A 19,920-nucleotide genomic window follows, 5' to 3' on the forward strand; every position below is an offset into this window, starting at 1 on the left:
TATCTTTTTTCGGCGTATTTTTTGTGGGTTCAGAACTTTTCACATGTTTTCAACTATTACATGTAGAAATCTTGTTAAGAATTTACAATTTTTTGTTAAGTAATTTTTGTAACTTTTTGTAACTTTATGATTTTTTTTGAAGGAACATTCTTATACTCTGACCATAAAAGGTATGGAGGTATAAAAAACTATGTTACAAATTGAACTTAACATGTATCAGGCAGTCGCAGTTGCTGCTCTCGTTCTGCTTCTTGGACGTTTCCTTGTAAGCAAGATCCCATTCTTAACAAAATACTGTATTCCTGAGCCGGTTGTCGGCGGCGTTGTTTACGCAGTTGTTCACCTGATTTTAAGATCCGCAGGAATCCTCGAAATCTCTTTCGACAACACTTTACAGTCCTTCTTCATGACTGTATTCTTCTGTAGTGTTGGTTACACCGCATGTTTCCGTCTCTTAAAGAAGGGCGGCGTTCAGGTACTCTTATTCCTGTTAGTTTCCATTATCATGGTTGCTCTTCAGAATGGCCTTGGCGCTGTACTTGCCGGTGCTTTCCATCTCGACCCGAGACTTGGTCTTGCGGTTGGTTCCATCCCGATGGTCGGCGGACATGGTACCGCAGGTGCATTCGGACCGGTTCTTGAGGAAGCTGGTGTTGCAGGCGCTAACGCGGTTGCGATCGCATCCGCAACCTTCGGTCTTGTTGCCGGCTGTATGATCGGCGGACCGCTCGCTTACCGTCGTATCCATTCCCTGAACTTAAAGTCCACAGAGACTGCTACCGGCAGTGATGAGGTTACAGTTGATAAGAACGAAGTTACCGGCGCGATCGATTCCAGAAGATTCCTGGACAGCGCATTATACCTTGCAATCGCAATCGGTGCCGGCACGATCGTTTCTTTATTCCTTAACAAGTTAATGACATTCCCGAGCTACATCGGAGCAATGGTTGTTGCTGCTATCATCCGTAACATTGTTGACGCAACCCACAAAGATATGCCGATGGAAGAGATCAGCACGATCGGAAGCTTCTCTCTTTCCTTATTCCTTGGTCTCGCAATGATGGGATTAAAGTTATGGCAGCTTGCAGAGCTTGCACTTCCGATGATCGTAATGCTTGCGGCACAGACAGTTCTCATGGCAATCTTCGCTTACTTCGTAGTATTCAACCTTCTCGGAAAGAACTACGACGCAGCCGTTATGACATCCGGCTTCTGTGGATTTGGTATGGGCGCTACACCGAACGCTATGGCAAACATGCAGGCGATCACCGCAAAGTATGGTCCGGCTCCGACCGCATACTTCGTAGTGCCGTTAGTAGGAAGTCTGTTCATCGATTTCTTCAATGCACTTATTATTACGACATTTATGAACTTCCTGTAAGATCCAATTTGGGATCATAGATTGTAACTCTTGAAAAAGGGCCCGCACCGGAATCCTGGGGTATGTTCCGGTGGCCGGGCTCTTTTTCCTGTCTGAAATTTAATTGTAAATTTTTCTGAACGACCAGAATCTCTCTTTATCTTCCTGAAAACAGTTCTATCCCATCGATCATCTGCAGTTCTTCTCTCACACACTGAAAAAATCTTCGGATCTGATCATCCATCCGGTTCTCTTTTGTGAATCCATAGATCGTCATGTCCTCCGGTCCGCCTTCCATCGGACAGATCCACACGTCTTGTCTCTTGAATCGCCTTGCAACAAGAAGCGGGATCACCGCCCATTTTTTTCCATTCAGAAAATATTCCAGAAATTCCATCTTATCCGCTGTGAGACTCGGATTTGCATCCGGCGGAAACCATCGGCTGTGCCAGATATCATATTCCGGATTCCACGGCAGCCGGATCTGTTCTTCCGGATCCAGCATATCCGGAGTCACTCGCCCCGTTTCTCTCCAGCTCTCACCACCGGCAAACACGAACGGCTCCCTGAACACCGGGAACGGAACTATTCTTCTGGAATTTAAAAGATCCGAGACCAGAGCCACATCAACACTTCCATTTTCCACATACCCATAAATATCAGAAGAACGCCCCGTCTTAAATTCAATGCTGCAGGTGTCCCGAGCGGACATCATTTCTTTCAATACAGCCGGCATCAGATAAAAAGCAATGCTGTTCACTGTGCTGACCCGCAGAAGCGGACTTTTCTTTCTTCTCGGTATCTCCTCCGCCTCCCTGTAAAGTGTCAACAGGCGTTCCGCGACCGGAACGAATTCTTTTCCATTCTCTGTAAGTTCCACACTTCTCTGACCGCGTCCACGCTCAAAAAGGCTGTATCCCAGTTCCTCTTCCATCGATTTCATTCTGCGGCTCATAGCCGGCTGTGTGATAAAAAGCCGTTCTGCCGCTGCTGAGATACTGCCATACTGGAGAACTGCCAGGAATGCCTCCAACTCTGTTTTTGTCATAATGATCTCCGTTTTCTCCGATTTTCTTTACTGCAAATATTTTATCCTGTTCAAAATATATCATTTTGATTATATTTTACTTTTTAATTATTCATTTTTCAATTAATATTTTCTGTGATACACTGATTTCTGTGAAGGTACTGAACCATCAGATTTCGCACCAGCCGGAGCAGCGCATAGAATTTGGAGTACGCAGTGCGGAACATCCGGTATCAGAAGATTATATTTCAGGAGTACATAACCATGAACCAGACCTCTTTGCTTTCCGGCAATATCCGACAGCAGATCTTAACCCTCGCCGTTCCACTGCTGCTTGGAAACATTTTACAACAGCTTTACAACACTGCCGACTCACTGATCGTGGGCAGATTTCTCGGCACCAACGCCTTTGCCTCTGTGGGAATCTCCGGCAGTCTTATGAACCTTTTTATCTTCATCCTCGACGGCTTCTGCGCCGGGATCACGGTAATCCTCGGTCAGTTCTACGGAAGCGGTGACAGAAAAAAATACCGCGAGGAAGTCTTCACCGCTCTTCTTCTCGGCATGATCATCGCCCTTATCATCAGCGGTGTGTGTACCGTCTTTCTGGATCCGATCTTAAACCTGATCCACACCCCGGACGAACTCATTCCTTACGCTGAATCCTACCTTTTCATTATCCTCGCAGGGCTTCCTTTTACCTGTCTTTATAACCTTTTATCCGGAATCCTGCGGTCTATCGGCAACACCAGAGTTGCCCTGTCTTTTCTCGCCGCCGCCATCACAGTGAACATCGCTCTGGACTTTCTCTTTATCGGCATTCTGAGACTTGGAACCGGCGGTGCTGCCGCGGCCACGATCCTGTCACAGTTTTTCTCCGTAATCTGCTGTTTTCTGTATCTGCGGGATACTTATCCGGGACTGCTCTGCCGCAGAGAAGATATTGGTGCTCATAAGGATCTTATGATCCACACTCTGCGCTACGGTCTCATCTCGGCGCTTCAGGCCTCCAGCCTGTATATCGGAAAGATTCTTGTTCAGGGCAGTGTCAATACACTCGGAACACCGGGAATCGCTGCCTATACGGCAGCGACCCGCATTGAGGGATTCGCGAATTCCTTCGGTGACAGCGGAGGAAATGCGGTCTCCGTCATGGTCTCCCAGAATCTTGGGGCTGGAAATCATGACCGGGTGAAAAAAAGTCTATTTGGGGGGCTGATGTTAAACTGGACGGTCTGTGTGGTGATCTCCCTTTTCATGTTCTTTGGTTCCAATCCTGCACTCCGGCTGTTTTTGAGTTCTTCAGACGAGCTGGCTCTCTATTACGGAAACAGTTATATAAGACTGATCTCTGTTTTCTATATATTCTGCTTTACAGGAAGTGCTTACATGGGATACTTTAAAGGACAGGGTTACATGGTCATCGCCTTCTGCGGAACAACCCTACACATTATTTTCCGTGCGATCTGTTCCGCCATCATGATCGGAAAGATGGGGCTCACCGCGGTTGCTCTCTTTTCCGGTCTCGGCTGGATACTCTGTGTGACATTCCTGACGATCAATTTTATCCGAATCGCAGGGAAAAACGCAAACATTCCATTCTCCCATGATCCGAACTGACGCCGGGTCCTTGTTCCCGTGCAGGGAGGCGGGCAAATTCTGAACTGAAAGGGTTGTATAATACAGTGGCCGTGGCAGAATCGTATCATTTCCCCTTGCATTCTCCCTCCTACAGTGCTATAATGTTCAATATCTTGATAAATATTTATTTTTTGAACAACGTAGGAGGTTTCAAATTATGAGTTCCAAAAATTCCGAAACACCATTAAAAGACCGGATCGACTGGGTCACTGTGATCGTACCGTTTCTTGCAATCCTGGCGCTCTGTGTCTGCTTCATCCTGATGCCGGATGCATCAAAGAGCGTTCTCGACACGATCCGTTTTATCCTTGGCGATACCTTCGGCCTGTTCTATCTTGCCGTCGGTCTCTTTGTCTTCCTGCTATCCCTGTATCTGGCATTTTCCAGATTCGGTACGATCCGCCTCGGGAAACCGGATGAAAAGCCAAAATATCCCCTCTTCGTCTGGGCGAGCATGATGTTCACCTCCGGACTCGCAGCCGATATCCTGTTTTACTCCTTCTGTGAATGGATCCTTTACGCGAACGATCCGCATATCGCAGAGCTCGGTTCCATGCAGACCTGGTCCAGCACCTACCCGCTGTTCCACTGGGGTCCGATCCCGTGGGCATTCTATCTGGTACTCGCCGTCTCCTTCGGCTTTATGCTTCATGTGAGAGGCTGTCATAAGCAGAAATATTCAGAAGCCTGCCGCGCGCTGCTCGGAAACAAGGTAGATGGGATTTCCGGAAAGCTCATCGACCTTCTGGCGCTCTTTGCGCTCCTCGCAGGAACCACAACGACATTTGCACTGGCGACTCCGTTGATGTCCCAGGTACTGACGACCCTGTTCCACCTTCCATCCTCCAAATGGATAACGATCGCGATCTTAGGCGTCACCTGCGTCTTCTACACATATGCCCTGCTCCACGGCATGAAGGGGATCTCCCTTCTTGCAAAGTCCTGCATGTATCTGTTCTTTGCCCTGCTCGCATATGTGCTGTTCCTCGGCGGTGAGACACGGTATATTCTGGAGACAGGCTTTGCGGCTGTCGGAAATCTTGCTCAGAATTTCCTCGGCCTCGCAACCTTCACAGACCCGCAGCGGACCACTTCCTTCCCGCAGACATGGACGATCTTCTACTGGGCCTACTGGATGGTGTGGTGCGTGGCATCTCCGTTCTTTATCGGATCCATCTCCCGCGGAAGAACGGTGCGGCAGACGATCCTCGGCGGATATGCCTGCTGCGTCAGCGCCACCTGCCTGAGCTTCATTATTTTAGGAAACTACAGCCTCGGACTCCAGGTGAGCGGAAAACTTGACGTGATGGCGATCTACGCCGCCGGAAATGATCTCTACACAACGATCATCTCCATCATCCAGACACTGCCGCTTGCGCCACTTGTCCTTGTGCTTCTGATCGTTGCCATGGTAGCCTTCTACGCCACCAGCTTCGACTCCATCGCCCTTGTGGCTTCCTCCTACACCTACCGCCAGATCACAGGCGATGAGGAGCCCCACAACGCCGTAAAGGCCTTCTGGGCGATCATGCTGATCCTGCTGCCAATGGCGCTTGTATTTTCCGACAGCTCCATGGCGAACCTGCAGAGCGTGTCCATCATCGCGGCGTTCCCGGTAGCGTTCGTGATCCTGCTGATCATCGCCAGCTTCTTAAAGGACGCGTCGGATTACCTGAAATCATAAAATAGGAGCTACGAAACGTACGGATCGATCACTTTCATCATAAAGTTTGATCCGTACGTTTTTCTTAAACAATTTGTAATTCCCCTGCCACACATTTACCACAAGTTGAAGGGAAAATACCATTGTCATAAATCGGAATTCTGGTATAATAGAATATGTAAACAATTTGAGAATTTTCAGCAGCCGTGAAAACAACGATCTGGCTACTGTTACAATTTCTATGAGGAGGAAAATTAAATGAGAAAGAAAAATTTCTGCCTGGCAGTACTTTCCGCATCCGCAGTTCTCGCTCTGGGTGCTTCATTCAGTTCTTTTGCTGCTTGGAAGTCCGTAAACAGCGAATGGGTCTACACTGACAATAATGGCAACAACGTGACAAGCGCGTGGAGATCTGACAACGGCGAGTCTTACTATCTCGGCTCTGACGGATATATGGTCCGCAACACACTTCTTGAGGACAACGGAAACTACTACTACTTAAGAAACGGCGGCCAGATGTTAAAGAACGGCTGGCGTTTCCTTGAAAACCCGAGTTGGCAGGGTGACGATAAAGTCGGCGACGCAAGCTGGTACTACTTCGACAATAATGGACGTGCGCTCCGCACAACAGGCGATACTGTAAAGATCGCTGATATCGGCGGAAAGAAGTTCGCGTTTGATATGTATGGAAGAATGCTCACAGGCTGGATCACAGCTGCCGGTGAGAATATCTCCGATGATTCCGACTGGGCAACAGCTACATACTACGGTGACTCGGAAGGCGACGGAAGTCTCGTTACAAACGCCTGGGTATACATCAGCGTTAAGGACGATGACAACGAGGACGATAACGAGCCGACTTACCACTTCTACTTCGCTTCCAACGGTAAGAAGACCGTCAGCACAGAGAAGACCATCGGCAATGTAAAATACACCTTCGATGACAGAGGTGTTGCTCAGGATTCCTGGGTACACAACAGCGACAAGGGTACTTGGAAATATTACGGTGATGAAGAGGAACCGAAGCTTCATACCGGTTGGTTCCAGGCTGTTCCGTCTAAAGAGTTAAACAGCAATGACCATGAAAATGGTACGACTCATTGGTATTATGCAAACTCCAAGGGCGAGATCACTATTCCTACTGCCGACGGCGAAGTTGGAGTTGCTAAAACAATCGATGGAAAATCCTACTTATTCAACGAGGACGGAGAGATGCTCACGGGATTAAGAATTCTTACATACGATGGTTCTAAAATCACCAAGATTTCTTCTGAAGTTGATTCCATCGATACCATCAAAAATATGGATTCCGACACCAAAAAATTATTATACCTTTCCGACAGTGGCGCTGCAAAAACAGGTACAACTACCATCAGCCTTGATGGTTCCACATATACCTTCAGCTTTAAGTCTAATGGTTCTCCAAGAGGTGTCGGCGAAACCGGTATCTCAGACGGATATATCTATATGAACGGTTTACGTCTGACAGCTGATGAGGATACAAAGTACCAAGCCGTTACATACAAGGATCAGGAATACCTTATCAACGAAAACGGTACGATCCAGAAAAATAAAAAGAACATAAAAGACGCTGACGATTACTATTATTGCACAGATAGTAAGGGTGTTTTACGCCATGAGCGGAGCACTGAGAAGTGTACGATTAAGCATTAACCTTCCACCTAAATACACCGCAGATGTTGACAATATGTTTTTAGTATTTACTATAAGCTTCTACAATCTGCAATTGAGGGCATCTTCACTGACTTGGCGAAGGTGCCTTTTCTTTTTCTACATATTGCAATTTCCTGTCAACAAAATTTTCTCTTCCTGCACCTTTACCATTTCACCTCTCCCTGCCTGATTTTCCTCTTCTTCCTGACACACCTCCGCCACAGATTCCTCAAGGTTTCACCACAAAGTATTCACAGCTTAATCACATTTCTCTGATATACTTAGATCATCAAAAGGAAATCATAACCAACCAAAAAATTCAGGAGGTTTCACTATGAAAAAGAAATTTATGACTCTCGCGCTTACCGCAGCAATGGCTGCTTCTATGGGAATGACTGCTTTCGCAGGACAATGGGTACAGAACACCACAGGCTGGTGGTGGCAGGAAGACAACGGCTCCTACCCGGTATCCCAGTGGAAATGGCTGGATGGAAATAAAGATGGCATCTACGAATGCTACGCATTTGATTCAAACGGATATATGTACGCGGATACAACAACCCCGGACGGCTATACAGTAAACAAAGAAGGCGCCTGGACCATCGGCAATTCCGTACAGTTAAAATTTGCGAAAGATATGCAGAATGAATCCGGTTCCAACGACAATACCGCTGCTGATAACAGCACATCTGACAATACTGTTTACACAAACGAGGATATGGTCGGAACCTTCCGGATCAACGACGAGAACAGAGAAGATTACTTTGAGTTTATGCTCGGTGCCGGCGATTCTATTGCGGCATTCTACTATGATACCGACGGAGATACCCATATATACAACTTCTCTAAAGTCAGCAATACAAAATACCGCGATTCCTCCAATTCACGTAATCTGACGATCGTAGATTATGATACGATTATTGTAAACGACAGAACCTATATCAGGGACTAATCGCTAATAGCGAGCTGACCACTCCATTCCTTGAAGACATGAAGCTTTCTTCCTGTCGACTATAATTTCTATACCCGTTCCCAGCCCTCGGCATGAAATATTCCTGCCGGGGGCATCTATGATACAGAAGCATATAGAAAAAGCGTATCAACCGATGTATTATCACATCTTTTGATACGCTTTTTTCATGATAACAGTTCCGCCTCACGGCATTCCCGTCTCTTTCTATTCTACGTCCTGTCCGCCCTTCACCTGCGGCCGTCCAAGGCTCTCCCACTTCAGGTAGGCACTGATAAAGCCGTCGAGTCCGCCGTCGAGCACCGCATTTACGTTTCCGCTCTCGAAACCGGTCCGGTGGTCTTTTACCATCGTGTACGGCTGGAGTACATAGGAACGGATCTGGCTTCCCCATCCGATATCTTTGATATCGCCGCGGATGTCGGAGAGCTTCTCCGCGTTTGCCTGCTGCTTTAACATATACAGCTTTGCCTTTAGCATCTGCATTGCCTTGTCCTTGTTCTGGAACTGGGAACGCTCATTCTGGCACTGTACAACAACGCCAGTCGGGATATGGGTGATACGGACCGCGGAGGATGTCTTGTTGATGTGCTGTCCACCGGCACCGCTGGAACGGTAGGTATCAATCCTTAAATCATCCGGATTGATCTCGATATCAAGGTCTTCCTCGATATCCGGCATTACATCGCAGGATACGAAGGATGTCTGTCTCTTTCCGTTGGCGTTGAACGGAGAGATCCTTACAAGGCGGTGTACACCTCTCTCGGACTTTAAGTAACCGAACGCATTCTCTCCGTTGATCTGGATCGTAACCGACTTGATTCCGGCTTCCTCGCCGTCCAGGAAGTCGAGTACCTCCACCTGGTACCCTTTTCTCTCTGCCCAGCGGCAGTACATACGGTATAACATGCTGCACCAGTCACAGGACTCTGTTCCGCCCGCTCCGGCATTCAGTCTTAAGATCGCGTTGTTGTTATCGTACTCCCCTGTGAGAAGTGTGCGGAGACGGAGTGCGTCGAGCTCAGATGTGAACTCGTCGAGCATCTCCTGGATCTCCGGAACGATCTCCGGATCATTTTCCTCATACCCCATCTCGATCATCAGACCGATCTCTTCGTACTGATTCTGGAGCTTGTTGTACTCTGCGACCGTATCTTTCAGGTTTTTCGCTTCCTTCACGAGTCTCGTGGATTTCTCCGCATCCTCCCAGAAGCTCGGCTCCTCCATGGTCTTGTCCAACTCGTCGATCCTTCTGATCTTCGCTTCCAGATTCAGGGAGTCCCTGACCTCCTTCAGTGGAGTTTCATATGTGGATAATGTATATTTAAACTGGTCTAACTCAACCATAGAATCTGTCCTTTCTAATAACATTTCACCAAGGCCGCCTGTTCCCTGTGCGGACCATACGGAATGTTACCTTTCTTATAATGATTTAACAAGGTCAGCGCAGAGGTTCCGCGCTGACCATCATTTCATAAAACAATTGGTATTGATCCTATGCTAACGGTTTTCTTCCGCAGCACTGTTTGTACTTCTTGCCGGATCCGCACGGACACGGATCATTCGGGTAGATTTTCTGTGTCTGACGTCTCTGCGGAGCTCTCGCCGCGGAATCGTCACGGTTTGTACCTGTAACCTTGGCAGCCGGCTCTCTCTCCACCTTCTCCTCTACACGGATATGGCAAAGAATACGGATCGTATCTTCACGGATCGCCGCTGTCATATCATCGAACATCTCGTAAGCGTTCATCTTGTACTCAACCAGCGGATCACGGTTGCCGTATGCCTGTAAACCGATACCTTCGCGGAGCTGATCCATATCGTCGATATGGGACATCCACTTATTGTCGATCACCTTTAAGAGTACGACACGCTCGATCTCGCGCACCTGCTCTGCATCCGGGAATTCTGCCTCCTTGGATTCGTAGAACTTCGTTGCCAGTTCTTTTAACATGTGCTTGAATTCGTCCTTGCTCATCTTGCTGATCTCGTCAGTCAGCTCGATCGGCTTTAACGGGATGATCGGAAGAAGAAGATCATTTAATTCCTTGAAGCCCCAGTTCTCCGGAGTCTGCTCGTCACTGATGGACATATCCACAGCGCCCTCAACGATATCGTTGAGCATCTTCATGATCAGCTCACGCATGTTCTCACCGTCAAGTACCTGACGGCGCTCAGCATATACGACCTCACGCTGCTCGTTGTTGACCTCATCATACTTTAAGAGGTTCTCACGGATACCGTAGTTGTTCGTCTCGATCTTCTGCTGTGCTTTTTCAATCGCGGAAGATAACATCTTGTGCTCGATCTGCTCATTCTCCGGAACGCCGAGGGCATTGAACATGCTCATTAACTTGTCGGAACCGAAGAGGCGCATCAGATCGTCCTCAAGGGAGATATAGAAGCGGGACTCACCCGGATCGCCCTGACGTCCTGCACGTCCGCGGAGCTGATTATCGATACGTCTGGACTCGTGACGCTCTGTACCAATGATCTTTAAGCCGCCGAGAGCCTTTGACTCGTCGTCAAGCTTGATATCGGTACCACGGCCTGCCATGTTCGTCGCAATCGTCACCGCGCCGTGAATACCGGCCTGCGCTACGATCTCAGCCTCCAGCTCATGGTACTTCGCGTTTAAGACTTTATGCGGAACCCCGCGCTTCTTTAACATCTGGCTTAACATCTCAGATGTCTCGATGGTGATCGTACCGACGAGGACCGGCTGTCCTTTCTCGTGGGCCTTTACGATCTCCTCAACAACTGCGTGGAATTTCTCTTTCTTTGTCTTATATACCGCGTCATTTAAGTCTTTACGGATAACCGGACGGTTTGTCGGGATCACGATAACGTCCATACCGTAGATATTACGGAACTCTTTCTCCTCAGTCTGGGCTGTACCGGTCATACCGCCTTTTTTCGCATACTTATTAAAGAAGTTCTGGAATGTGATCGTCGCGAGGGTTCTGGACTCTCTCTTAACGTTTACATGCTCCTTCGCCTCGATGGCCTGATGGAGACCGTCGGAGTAACGGCGGCCCGGCATGATACGTCCTGTGAACTCATCGACGATCAGGACCTCGTCGTCCTTGACCACATAGTCCTTATCGCGGAACATGAGGTTATGGGCGCGGAGGGCAAGGATGATATTGTGCTGGATCTCCAGATTTTCCGCATCCGCAAGGTTGTCGATATGGAAGAATGCCTCCACCTTCTTTACGCCCTGCTCTGTCAGGTTTACGACTTTCTCTTTCTCATTTACGATGAAATCTCCGGTCTCGGTGATCTCCTCGCCCATGATGGCGTTGAGCTTATTGAACTCGCCGGATTCCTCACCGCGGACTAACTGCTTTGCGAGGACATCGCAGACCTCATAGAGCTTTGTGGACTTTCCGCTCTGTCCGGAAATGATAAGCGGGGTTCTCGCCTCATCGATCAATACGGAGTCGACCTCATCGATGATGCAGTAGTCAAGGTCACGGAGTACCATCTGCTCTTTGTAGATCGCCATATTGTCACGAAGGTAGTCGAAACCGAGCTCGTTGTTTGTCACGTAAGTAATGTCGCACTGGTAAGCGGCTTTTCTCTCCTCGGAGGTCATGGAGTTTAATACCACGCCGACCTTTAAGCCGAGGAACTCATGAACCTGTCCCATCCACTCAGCATCACGTTTTGCCAGGTAGTCGTTGACGGTTACGATCTGAACACCTTTTCCAGCCAGGGCATTTAAGTATGCCGGACAGGTGGAAACAAGAGTTTTACCTTCACCTGTCTTCATCTCAGCGATACGTCCCTGGTGAAGGACGATACCACCGATGAGCTGTACCGGATAGTGCTCCATCTTTAAAACTCTCTTGGCTGCCTCTCTGACGGTTGCGAATGCCTCCGGCAGAAGATCATCCAGGGTCTCCCCCTGTGCGAGGCGCTCTTTGAATTTTCTTGTCTGATCTTTTAATTCTTCATCAGACATCGCCTGCATCATCGGACGCATTTTTTCGATCTTATCGATGATCGGGTAGATATACTTTAATTCCCGGTCACTGTGCGTACCAAATACTTTTTCAACAAAATTCATTCTTTTTGTTCTCCTACATAAATAAATATACACATGCAGCGATACCCTTTTATCCATCTCGCGGGAGTTATCCACGGATACACGGTCTTTCAAACGCCTGAGCCGGATTTTATCCACATGACGCATGGTTCATCTCACATCAGGCCACTGCATACAAGTTTCTATATCTGAATCGTTTTTGATGTCCGCTGCTCCGTCCTGCGGGATTTTACCGCATAACCGCATACGTCTGCATCGTACAATCCTTAATATTTTAACACCTTCCGGGTTTTTATTCAATGACTTCATGTAATTTTAACATTTCGTACATAAATCCTTATCTCTGCCTGCGCAATTCCCGATAAAACTCCCTGCTACATCTTCTCGCAGCCGCATCGTCCATCTGCGCCGCATCCCTGCTGTTTTTTCTAAAACCGTTTTGACAATTTTTCGACAATTCAATTTTTTCCTCTTCGACATCTCCCTGACTCCTTCCCCCGGCTTCTCCCTCACTTCTGTCTATTTTTCCCTCTTCCTGCCGCTTTTCCCCTTTAAATGTACAACTTGCACAAACCATACATTCGATTGTCTGGTTATCCACTTTATCCACACTCATCCACCGAAATTATGTGGAAAGTTGTCCACCTCGAGAAATGCCGATTTCACGCCATTTCGCAGTTATACACCAAGTTATCCACATTATCCACAAGTTTTTTCCTCCCCATCGGTGGATTTTACGGTTCCTTAATATTTGTTTTATTTTTGTGAACATCTTATAAAATTTACATTTCCGACAACTTTTTTGCCCAATCCCATTGACAAACCGGGAAGGCTTCATATAGTTTTTGAGCTTTTATACACCTTTTTTTACCTTTTTAAATTTTCTCATTTTTTATGTATTTTGGTTGTCTTTTACAGAATTTTGTGTTATACTTAAGTCATCCCAAACAAAGGAGTTGATTTTATGCGTTACACGATCAGCGGAAAAAATATCAACATTACACCAGGCTTAAAAGATGCCGTGGAAAGTAAATTAGGAAAACTGGAGCGCTATTTTTCTCCTGATACTGAAGTACAGGTAACATTGAGCGTAGAGAAAGGACGTCAGAAAATAGAGGTTACGATTCCTGTTAAAGGCAGCATTATCCGAGCTGAGCAGGATTCCAGCGATATGTATGTATCTGTTGATCTCGTTGAAGAAATTATCGAGCGTCAGATCAAGAAATATAAGACAAAGATCGTTGACAAAAAGCAGAACGCCTTAGCATTTAACGAAGCCTTCCTTCAGGAAGAATCCGAGCCGGAGGAGACCGTTAATATCGTAAAGACAAAACGTTTCGCAATGAAACCGATGGATGCCGAGGAGGCTTGCGTGCAGATGGAACTCTTAGGACACAACTTCTTTATGTTCCTCAACGCTGATACAAACGAAGTCAATGTAGTTTATAAGAGAAAAGGAAACTCTTACGGACTTATTGAACCGGAGTTCTAAAGAATCCTGAAACTTAATAAGAATGAATAGCCGGGCGGCAGCGCTGATGCGGGAAACCGCACAGTGACTGAAATGCCAGGCAGCAAAAATACAGGCGGTACTTGATTTTAGCTTAAGTACCGCCTGTTTATTATATTTAGATGCCCTTTATCAGTTGCCAACTATTCTTTTCTTCATTTTTGAGTTTCCTTCGCACATGCCGCGCAAGCCTCACATGCGCTCTTTGCGACCGCCATACCGCCCATGGAAGTCTCCCTGAGTTCTGACGGAATCGACCGTCCCACCGCATACATGACACCGATGGTCTCGTCAATCGGGGTGATGCTCTTGATTCCCGCCATAGAAAGTTCCGCGGAGATCAGGGCATTTGACGCCCCCATGGCATTCCGGTTCTGACATGGATTTTCCACAAGTCCGCCGATGGGATCACAAACAAGTCCCAGAATATTCACGATCGCGAAGGATGCCGCGTCGAGACACTGCGCCGGTGTTCCGCCGAAAAGCTCCACAGCCGCTGACGCTGCCATGGCACTGGCTGCTCCCACCTCCGCCTGACATCCGCCCTCTGCTCCGGCTGTCGTGGCGTTTCTCGTAATGAGGTACCCCACTGCCGCCGCGTTAAATAACGCCTGGCAGATCTCCTCATCCGTAAATCCGTAATTTTCCTGCAGGGAGCAGCAGACTCCCGGAATTACACCAGAAGAACCAGCCGTCGGTGCCGCAACGATGAGTCCCATGGACGCGTTGACCTCGAGAACGCCCACCGCATAGGCGATCGCCTTTGAAACCACATCCCCGCAGAGATTCTTCTTATTTTCCCGCAGCGTGTGGAGCTTTCTGCTCTCCCCGCCGATCATGCCGCCCATGCTGACAATATTTTCCTTTAACGGCTTCTTCGCCGACGCCTGCATGATGGACCATGCTTTCTTCATTTTCGCCCTTGTCTTCTCCGGATCCTGCTCCAGAAACGTGGTTTCCCGCTCGAACATGGCCTCAGAGATCTTTTTATTTTCCTTTTCGCAGTACTCTAAAAGTTCTGCACCATTTATAAAATTCATCGTTTCTCCCCCCATCAGTCCAGATTGATCGCCGGAACCAAAAGAACGTTTTTCACAGCCTCAAACCCCCGCAGCGCGTTAATCACCTGGCTGGAGACCATAGTATCCACCTCGATGATCGCGTAGGCCATCTTGCCCTTGCTCTCGCGGTAAAGGCGCAGGGAACCGATATTTAAGTCGTAAGCGCTCAAAACGGCCGTCACGAACGCCAGCGTACCCTTTTTGTCGATGTGCTGGACAACAATGGTGCTGTAATTTCCGGTAAGATCAACATCGACGCCGTTTAACCGCGTGATGACCGCATTTCCGCCGCCAATGGACTTTCCGCGCAGGGACATCTCATTTCCATTTTCGTCCTTTACATAAATGTCCACCGTATTCGGATAGATCTCCTTATCTGTGAAGTTTTCCTCGAAGGTAAAGTCAAGTCCTGCCTCTTTCGCGTGCTCAAAGGAATCGCGGATCCTTTCATCATCCGGGTGATATCCAAGGATTCCGCCGACTAATGCACGGTCTGTTCCGTGTCCATGGTAGGTACGGGCGAAGGATCCGTAGAGCACAAAGCGCACCGCCGCCGGCTTCTCCACCATTTTTCCGGCAATAAAAGCGATCCTCAGTGCCCCAGCCGTGTGGGAGCTTGATGGTCCGATCATGTTCGGCCCCAGAATGTCGAACGTTCCGATCTCATTCATACGTGTTTCCTCACTTTTACATATTGTATTTTGTTGTTCCGCATGTCTGCGCACCTGCCGCGCTGACCATAAAAACATAAGCTGAATGGCAAAAATTCCTATCTAAAATGAATTTTTACATACCACTTTAAAGGCTCTGAGAAGTTATATCTTCTGCCTTCATATTTTGGATTTGTATCCGGCATTTTCCCGGAACCCGCATAAATGCTTGCGAAGCGCGTATTTAAGCCATTTTTCGCATATGCAGTAACTTCTCATATCGTGGCATAAAGTGGCATATTTTGAAAAATTTTGTCGTAAATCTGTCGTAAAAAATCCATCATTTCTGACTATGAAAGTCTCAGTTTTCCTTCCAGATTTGCAAAAGAATTTTTCTATGCCGTTGCTTCCGCATAGATATTCATCGTGGTCGAGATATCCGAATGCCCCATGATTTCCTGAATGACTTTCAGATTGGTTTCATTTTCGCAGAAGCGGGTACAGAACGTGTGCCTCAGATTGTGAACTGAAAAATCCCGAATCAGCAGTGGCTCCCGTTTTTCCTTTTCAGCCAGTTTCACTTCATCCCGATTGTGATCTCTTATAATCCGTTTCATTGCACGATTTATAGTCATCGGGTTATGAAGATTCTGCTCCCTGTTCAGAAAAACAAAATTGGAATATCCATCTATCGTCGGAGATTTCAGCTTGAACCGTTTCTGATTCTCACGTTCCTGAAGCAACGCTTCCCTCACCTCTGACAGCATCGGAACTACACGATTGCCAGCGTTCGTTTTGGGCGTTGTAAGACGGAACCGCCAACCATCGTAGTCACGGAAACGGTAAATAACATTATGGTTGATGAAAATCTCATTATTCTCAAAATCACAATCATTCCATCGAAGACCAATCGTTTCACCAATCCTACATCCCGTTCGAAGCAGAAATGTAAACAGTGGCATCCAGTGGCTATAAATCGGCGAGGTTGAAACAAACTGAACAAATGCTGCCTGTTCTGCCTCTGTCAGTGCATGCCTTTGTGGCTTCTCCCAACAATGGCTTTTCTTGATATCACCCTTAAGCCCGTCTGATGGATTACAGCGAATATAACCATCTCTCACCGCCAGTGTAAATGTCGGATGCAGCAATGAATGGATAATCCCCAGGCTGTTCGGTTTAAAACTCAGGTCATTGATCAAGTAATTATAAAATTCCCGAATATCAGAATACTTAATCAAGCTGATTTTCCGCATTCCAAATTTCATACGTACGAACTTATCGTACATATACTTATAATTCGATCTGGTGGATTCTTTCAGTTCCGTCTTGCCACTGAAATAGATATCAAAAACATCATTTAAAAGGATGTTCTGATTTACAAAAAGGATTCCATCCTCCACGTTTTTCTCGGCCTGTTTCCGCTTCTCCCGAAGTTCCTTTAACGTTCCAGCATACACACTATGCCTGCGGCCATCTGCACCTTTATATTCGTAGCTGCCATCTTTTCTCTGGCTCTCACTGTCTTTTAAAACGCGTCCCTTTGAATCTTTTCTTGAATCTTTCATAAGTTCTCCTTCCATTTCCATGGAAAGAGCTTTGCTTAAGATATATTTTTGTTTAGCAGAGTTTGGATCCAACCAGAATCTTATTATCCAGCATTAACAGGTTCACAATCTCATCTTCCCCTTCTTGCATTCAGCAGAAAGAAACATGCCATGGGATACAATTCCCATCATAGCTCTCGGCGGGATGTTGACAATCGCAACTAAGGTCTTGCCAACCAGTTCCTCCGGTTCGTAATATGAATGCATTCCGGAAAGAATGGTACGATCTGTTCCACTACCATCATCTAATGTAAACTGCAGCAGCTTTTTGGATTTTTTCACTGCAACACAGTCTTTTACTTTTACCACTCTCATATCTGATTTGCAGAATGTATCAAAATCGATATCTGCTGCATCATAAGGCTCTACTACAACCTTTTCTGCATCTTCTGTGGAAGTCTCAGCGGTTACTTCCTCTTTCTCTGCCATTTTATCCATTTCCGTTGGCTTTGTCTCCTTTTCTCGTCTTCTCAAACAATATTTTACACTAAGGCGGTATGATCGTAAACAAGTTCGATTGATCCTGTGAATTTTGAATTTTTCGTTACAACAATAAACATACTATGATTCATCGTGTAGCAACCATGTACCCTTTTTGGAAGGACCTACATGTTCCACCAAACCATCTTTCTTCATTTTATTGATATGATACCTGACTCCGGCCACTGATAATCGCATCTGATCTGCGATTTTCTTCACAGTAATCGTTGGCTGTTCTCGCATGATTTCCAGAATCCTGGTTGCGGTTTCCGCATTAGCTTTTTGTTTTTTAATGTTAGTATTGGTTTTTGTGTTAGTGTTAGTGACTTTTTCTGTGTTAGTTTTTATGTTAGTGTTAGTGACTTTTTTTGTGTTAGTCTTTATGTCCGTATCTCTTTTCCGATACATGTTTACCCTAAAATCCCCATCAAAATCAATCAGTTCTGGTTCAGGCAAACCATATTCCGCACAGGCCTCAAACAATCTCGGTATTCCGGTTCCCCATTTCTCAATAATTTTCATATAGGCAAAGGCTCTTGCAATTGCAGGATTTCTCGGTTTTGAATACCCCACCATCATTTTAGAAATGGTGACATTATTTAGGAGCATCCCAGGCGAAGTTACTTCCAGTCTATCATCAAACAATGCCACCTGAATACTCCCCTGTTCGAGATAGCTACGATGTGCTACAGCATTTGCAATAATCTCGCGAATGCTGTCTGTTGGCAATTCATACACATCCTGTCTGTACATACCCTTTATCGTCATTCCCATATTGATTTTTTCAAGGACATACCGATATGCAGCTTCCATCTGTTCCTGAATGGGACCCTCAAATTCTCTCCTGTCAACAAAATACGCACGGTTTGTTCCTTTAAACACACCACACTGGATAGTAGGCTGCTGTGGCATTCTTCCAGTTAAAAGAGCATATGCATTTGTGGGATATATACCACCTTCAGACTCCTTCAGTACACCCCAGGAAATCAATGTGTTCTTGGTTACCTCTTTTATCTTCGCCTTCTCACTATCCTGCCATGTGTTGGCAAGAGCAGTTTCTTTCATACTTTTGCAAAGTTCATTGATGTCACTATCTGAAACCGTCATGTTCTGGCATATTTCACTATCAAAGTGGCGATTCTGCCCTTCTAAAATCAGTTCCTTTAGCATATACCCTTCCACATGTCTGGTTGTGCCAGATACTCTTACATAAGTACCATCAATCATCCCCTGTGATTTTATATAATATGGACGCTGTGCACCTGGTAAAATTTCTACAACAATCACCGTTTTATCTTTAACTGTCTGTAAAGCCACATCCGGTCTGATGGCTGGTTCACACGCATCAGAAATTGCGTTGGTAATGGCATCCATGGTTTTATAAATATTTTCCGTATTCATTCCCACAATTTCTAATGTCTTATCGTCTACTCCGAAAACAATCTTGCCACCTTTACCATTGGCAAAAGCCACCACTGTTTTCATATATTTTTCGCTCTTATCAGGTACCGTCACCTTATACTCGATATTCTTTGATTCGCCAGAAAACAGCATGTTTTCTTTCATAGCAATTACCTCTTAGAGTTCTATGTTTACAATGCTTCTCATCAATTCTATCCTTAATCAGTTTATTTATTCTTTATCATCTTTTCTGCATCTTCTCTTCTAATACAATAATATATATAATATACAGGGGGTGGTAATCATACCTTAGCCAAGCGCTTCCCAGGTTTTTCAATATCCTTTTTTATACTTTTGTCGTAAATCTGTCGTAAATGACCAATTTTTCATCATCGAAACACCCTGCAAAGTCTTACTTTAAGCTATTCTAACTTATCAACAGACTTCATTGTCGGGACTCGAACGTATATTCTATCCTTTGAAGTCCATTGGACTCCTCTCAACATTCTGAAAATTCATAGGTGAATTCTTTTTAAATCCACCGAAATCCATTGAAACTAATGAATATGTAGTCATCCATGTGGCTCCATATGGATTTTATAGGTCTCAATATCGTGTTGTCCTTTTTCGTTCATATGCGTCTAATCGAATCCAATCAACTCATTAGACACATCGTACACTAAAAATACATCTCGATATTCTTAACTATTTTAACCTGTTGTGCTAGATAAAATAATATAAAGAAACTTCAACAAAATGTGCTATCCTATTTGTAGGCAATACAACGAAAGGAGGCATCATTATGTTGAAGTTCCAAAATAATAATAC

At 46.1% G+C, this 19,920-nt stretch carries 15 protein-coding genes; 6 read left to right on the forward strand and 9 right to left on the reverse strand.

Features of this window, described 5'->3' with window-relative positions; all coding sequences use genetic code 11:
• The first annotated feature begins 190 nt into the window (after positions 1-190).
• Positions 191-1,381 (forward strand): sodium/glutamate symporter, encoded by a 1,191-nt coding sequence (gltS, locus tag ABCW45_RS14840; protein ID WP_015553794.1) that lies wholly within the window; start codon positions 191-193, stop codon positions 1,379-1,381.
• A 136-nt stretch (positions 1,382-1,517) separates the two neighbouring features.
• On the opposite strand, the gene ABCW45_RS14845 is transcribed toward gltS, so the two are convergent.
• A complete protein-coding gene (locus ABCW45_RS14845; protein WP_343221076.1) occupies positions 1,518-2,408 on the reverse strand; it encodes a LysR family transcriptional regulator in 891 nt (296 codons plus the stop codon).
• Between the two features lie 243 nt (positions 2,409-2,651).
• On the opposite strand from ABCW45_RS14845, the gene ABCW45_RS14850 reads away from it, so the two are divergent.
• The 4 genes from ABCW45_RS14850 to ABCW45_RS14865 all read left to right on the forward strand — a co-directional run bounded on the left by ABCW45_RS14850 (position 2,652) and on the right by ABCW45_RS14865 (position 8,317).
• The gene (locus ABCW45_RS14850) at positions 2,652-4,007 is read left to right on the forward strand and encodes an MATE family efflux transporter (protein ID WP_117567053.1); all 1,356 of its coding nucleotides are present in this window, start codon (positions 2,652-2,654) and stop codon (positions 4,005-4,007) included.
• A gap of 178 nt (positions 4,008-4,185) precedes the next feature.
• Positions 4,186-5,712 carry a BCCT family transporter gene (locus tag ABCW45_RS14855; RefSeq protein WP_117470177.1) on the forward strand — a complete coding sequence of 509 codons (1,527 nt, stop codon included), beginning with the start codon at positions 4,186-4,188 and terminating at the stop codon, positions 5,710-5,712.
• 237 nt (positions 5,713-5,949) lie between these two features.
• Positions 5,950-7,365, forward strand: coding sequence for a PspC-like choline-binding domain-containing protein (locus ABCW45_RS14860; RefSeq protein ID WP_117470176.1), 1,416 nt, complete (start codon positions 5,950-5,952; stop codon positions 7,363-7,365).
• A 334-nt stretch (positions 7,366-7,699) separates the two neighbouring features.
• On the forward strand, positions 7,700-8,317 hold the full coding sequence (locus ABCW45_RS14865; protein ID WP_015553797.1) for a hypothetical protein: 618 nt from the start codon (positions 7,700-7,702) through the stop codon (positions 8,315-8,317).
• 225 nt (positions 8,318-8,542) lie between these two features.
• Here the strand turns inward: ABCW45_RS14865 and prfB are convergent, their stop codons facing one another.
• The 3 genes from prfB to ABCW45_RS14880 all read right to left on the reverse strand — a co-directional run bounded on the left by prfB (position 8,543) and on the right by ABCW45_RS14880 (position 12,996).
• Positions 8,543-9,682 carry a peptide chain release factor 2 gene (prfB, locus tag ABCW45_RS14870; RefSeq protein ID WP_117470224.1) on the reverse strand — a complete coding sequence of 380 codons (1,140 nt, stop codon included), beginning with the start codon at positions 9,680-9,682 and terminating at the stop codon, positions 8,543-8,545.
• 148 nt (positions 9,683-9,830) lie between these two features.
• Positions 9,831-12,407 carry a preprotein translocase subunit SecA gene (gene secA / locus ABCW45_RS14875; RefSeq protein WP_343221077.1) on the reverse strand — a complete coding sequence of 859 codons (2,577 nt, stop codon included), beginning with the start codon at positions 12,405-12,407 and terminating at the stop codon, positions 9,831-9,833.
• A 316-nt stretch (positions 12,408-12,723) separates the two neighbouring features.
• Positions 12,724-12,996: a hypothetical protein gene (locus ABCW45_RS14880; RefSeq protein ID WP_343221078.1), complete on the reverse strand. Its 273-nt coding sequence runs from the start codon at positions 12,994-12,996 to the stop codon at positions 12,724-12,726.
• A 354-nt stretch (positions 12,997-13,350) separates the two neighbouring features.
• On the opposite strand from ABCW45_RS14880, the gene hpf reads away from it, so the two are divergent.
• On the forward strand, positions 13,351-13,878 hold the full coding sequence (gene hpf, locus ABCW45_RS14885; protein WP_015553800.1) for a ribosome hibernation-promoting factor, HPF/YfiA family: 528 nt from the start codon (positions 13,351-13,353) through the stop codon (positions 13,876-13,878).
• A gap of 173 nt (positions 13,879-14,051) precedes the next feature.
• Here hpf and sdaAA read toward each other — a convergent pair whose 3' ends face one another.
• The 5 genes from sdaAA to ABCW45_RS14910 form a co-directional block, all read right to left on the reverse strand.
• Positions 14,052-14,936, reverse strand: coding sequence for an L-serine ammonia-lyase, iron-sulfur-dependent, subunit alpha (gene sdaAA / locus ABCW45_RS14890; protein WP_117470172.1), 885 nt, complete (start codon positions 14,934-14,936; stop codon positions 14,052-14,054).
• A 14-nt stretch (positions 14,937-14,950) separates the two neighbouring features.
• On the reverse strand, positions 14,951-15,628 hold the full coding sequence (gene sdaAB, locus ABCW45_RS14895) for an L-serine ammonia-lyase, iron-sulfur-dependent subunit beta (RefSeq protein WP_015553802.1): 678 nt from the start codon (positions 15,626-15,628) through the stop codon (positions 14,951-14,953).
• A 374-nt stretch (positions 15,629-16,002) separates the two neighbouring features.
• Entirely contained in the window at positions 16,003-17,172 is a 1,170-nt protein-coding gene (locus ABCW45_RS14900) for a tyrosine-type recombinase/integrase (protein ID WP_343221079.1), read from the reverse strand.
• 102 nt (positions 17,173-17,274) lie between these two features.
• Positions 17,275-17,649, reverse strand: coding sequence for a methionine--tRNA ligase subunit beta (locus ABCW45_RS14905; RefSeq protein ID WP_343221080.1), 375 nt, complete (start codon positions 17,647-17,649; stop codon positions 17,275-17,277).
• A 123-nt stretch (positions 17,650-17,772) separates the two neighbouring features.
• The gene (locus ABCW45_RS14910; RefSeq protein WP_117552456.1) at positions 17,773-19,257 is read right to left on the reverse strand and encodes an ATP-binding protein; all 1,485 of its coding nucleotides are present in this window, start codon (positions 19,255-19,257) and stop codon (positions 17,773-17,775) included.
• Between the last annotated feature and the right edge of the window lie 663 nt (positions 19,258-19,920).

Source organism: Pilosibacter fragilis (assembly GCF_032490495.1).
Lineage (GTDB): Bacteria > Bacillota > Clostridia > Lachnospirales > Lachnospiraceae > Pilosibacter > Pilosibacter fragilis.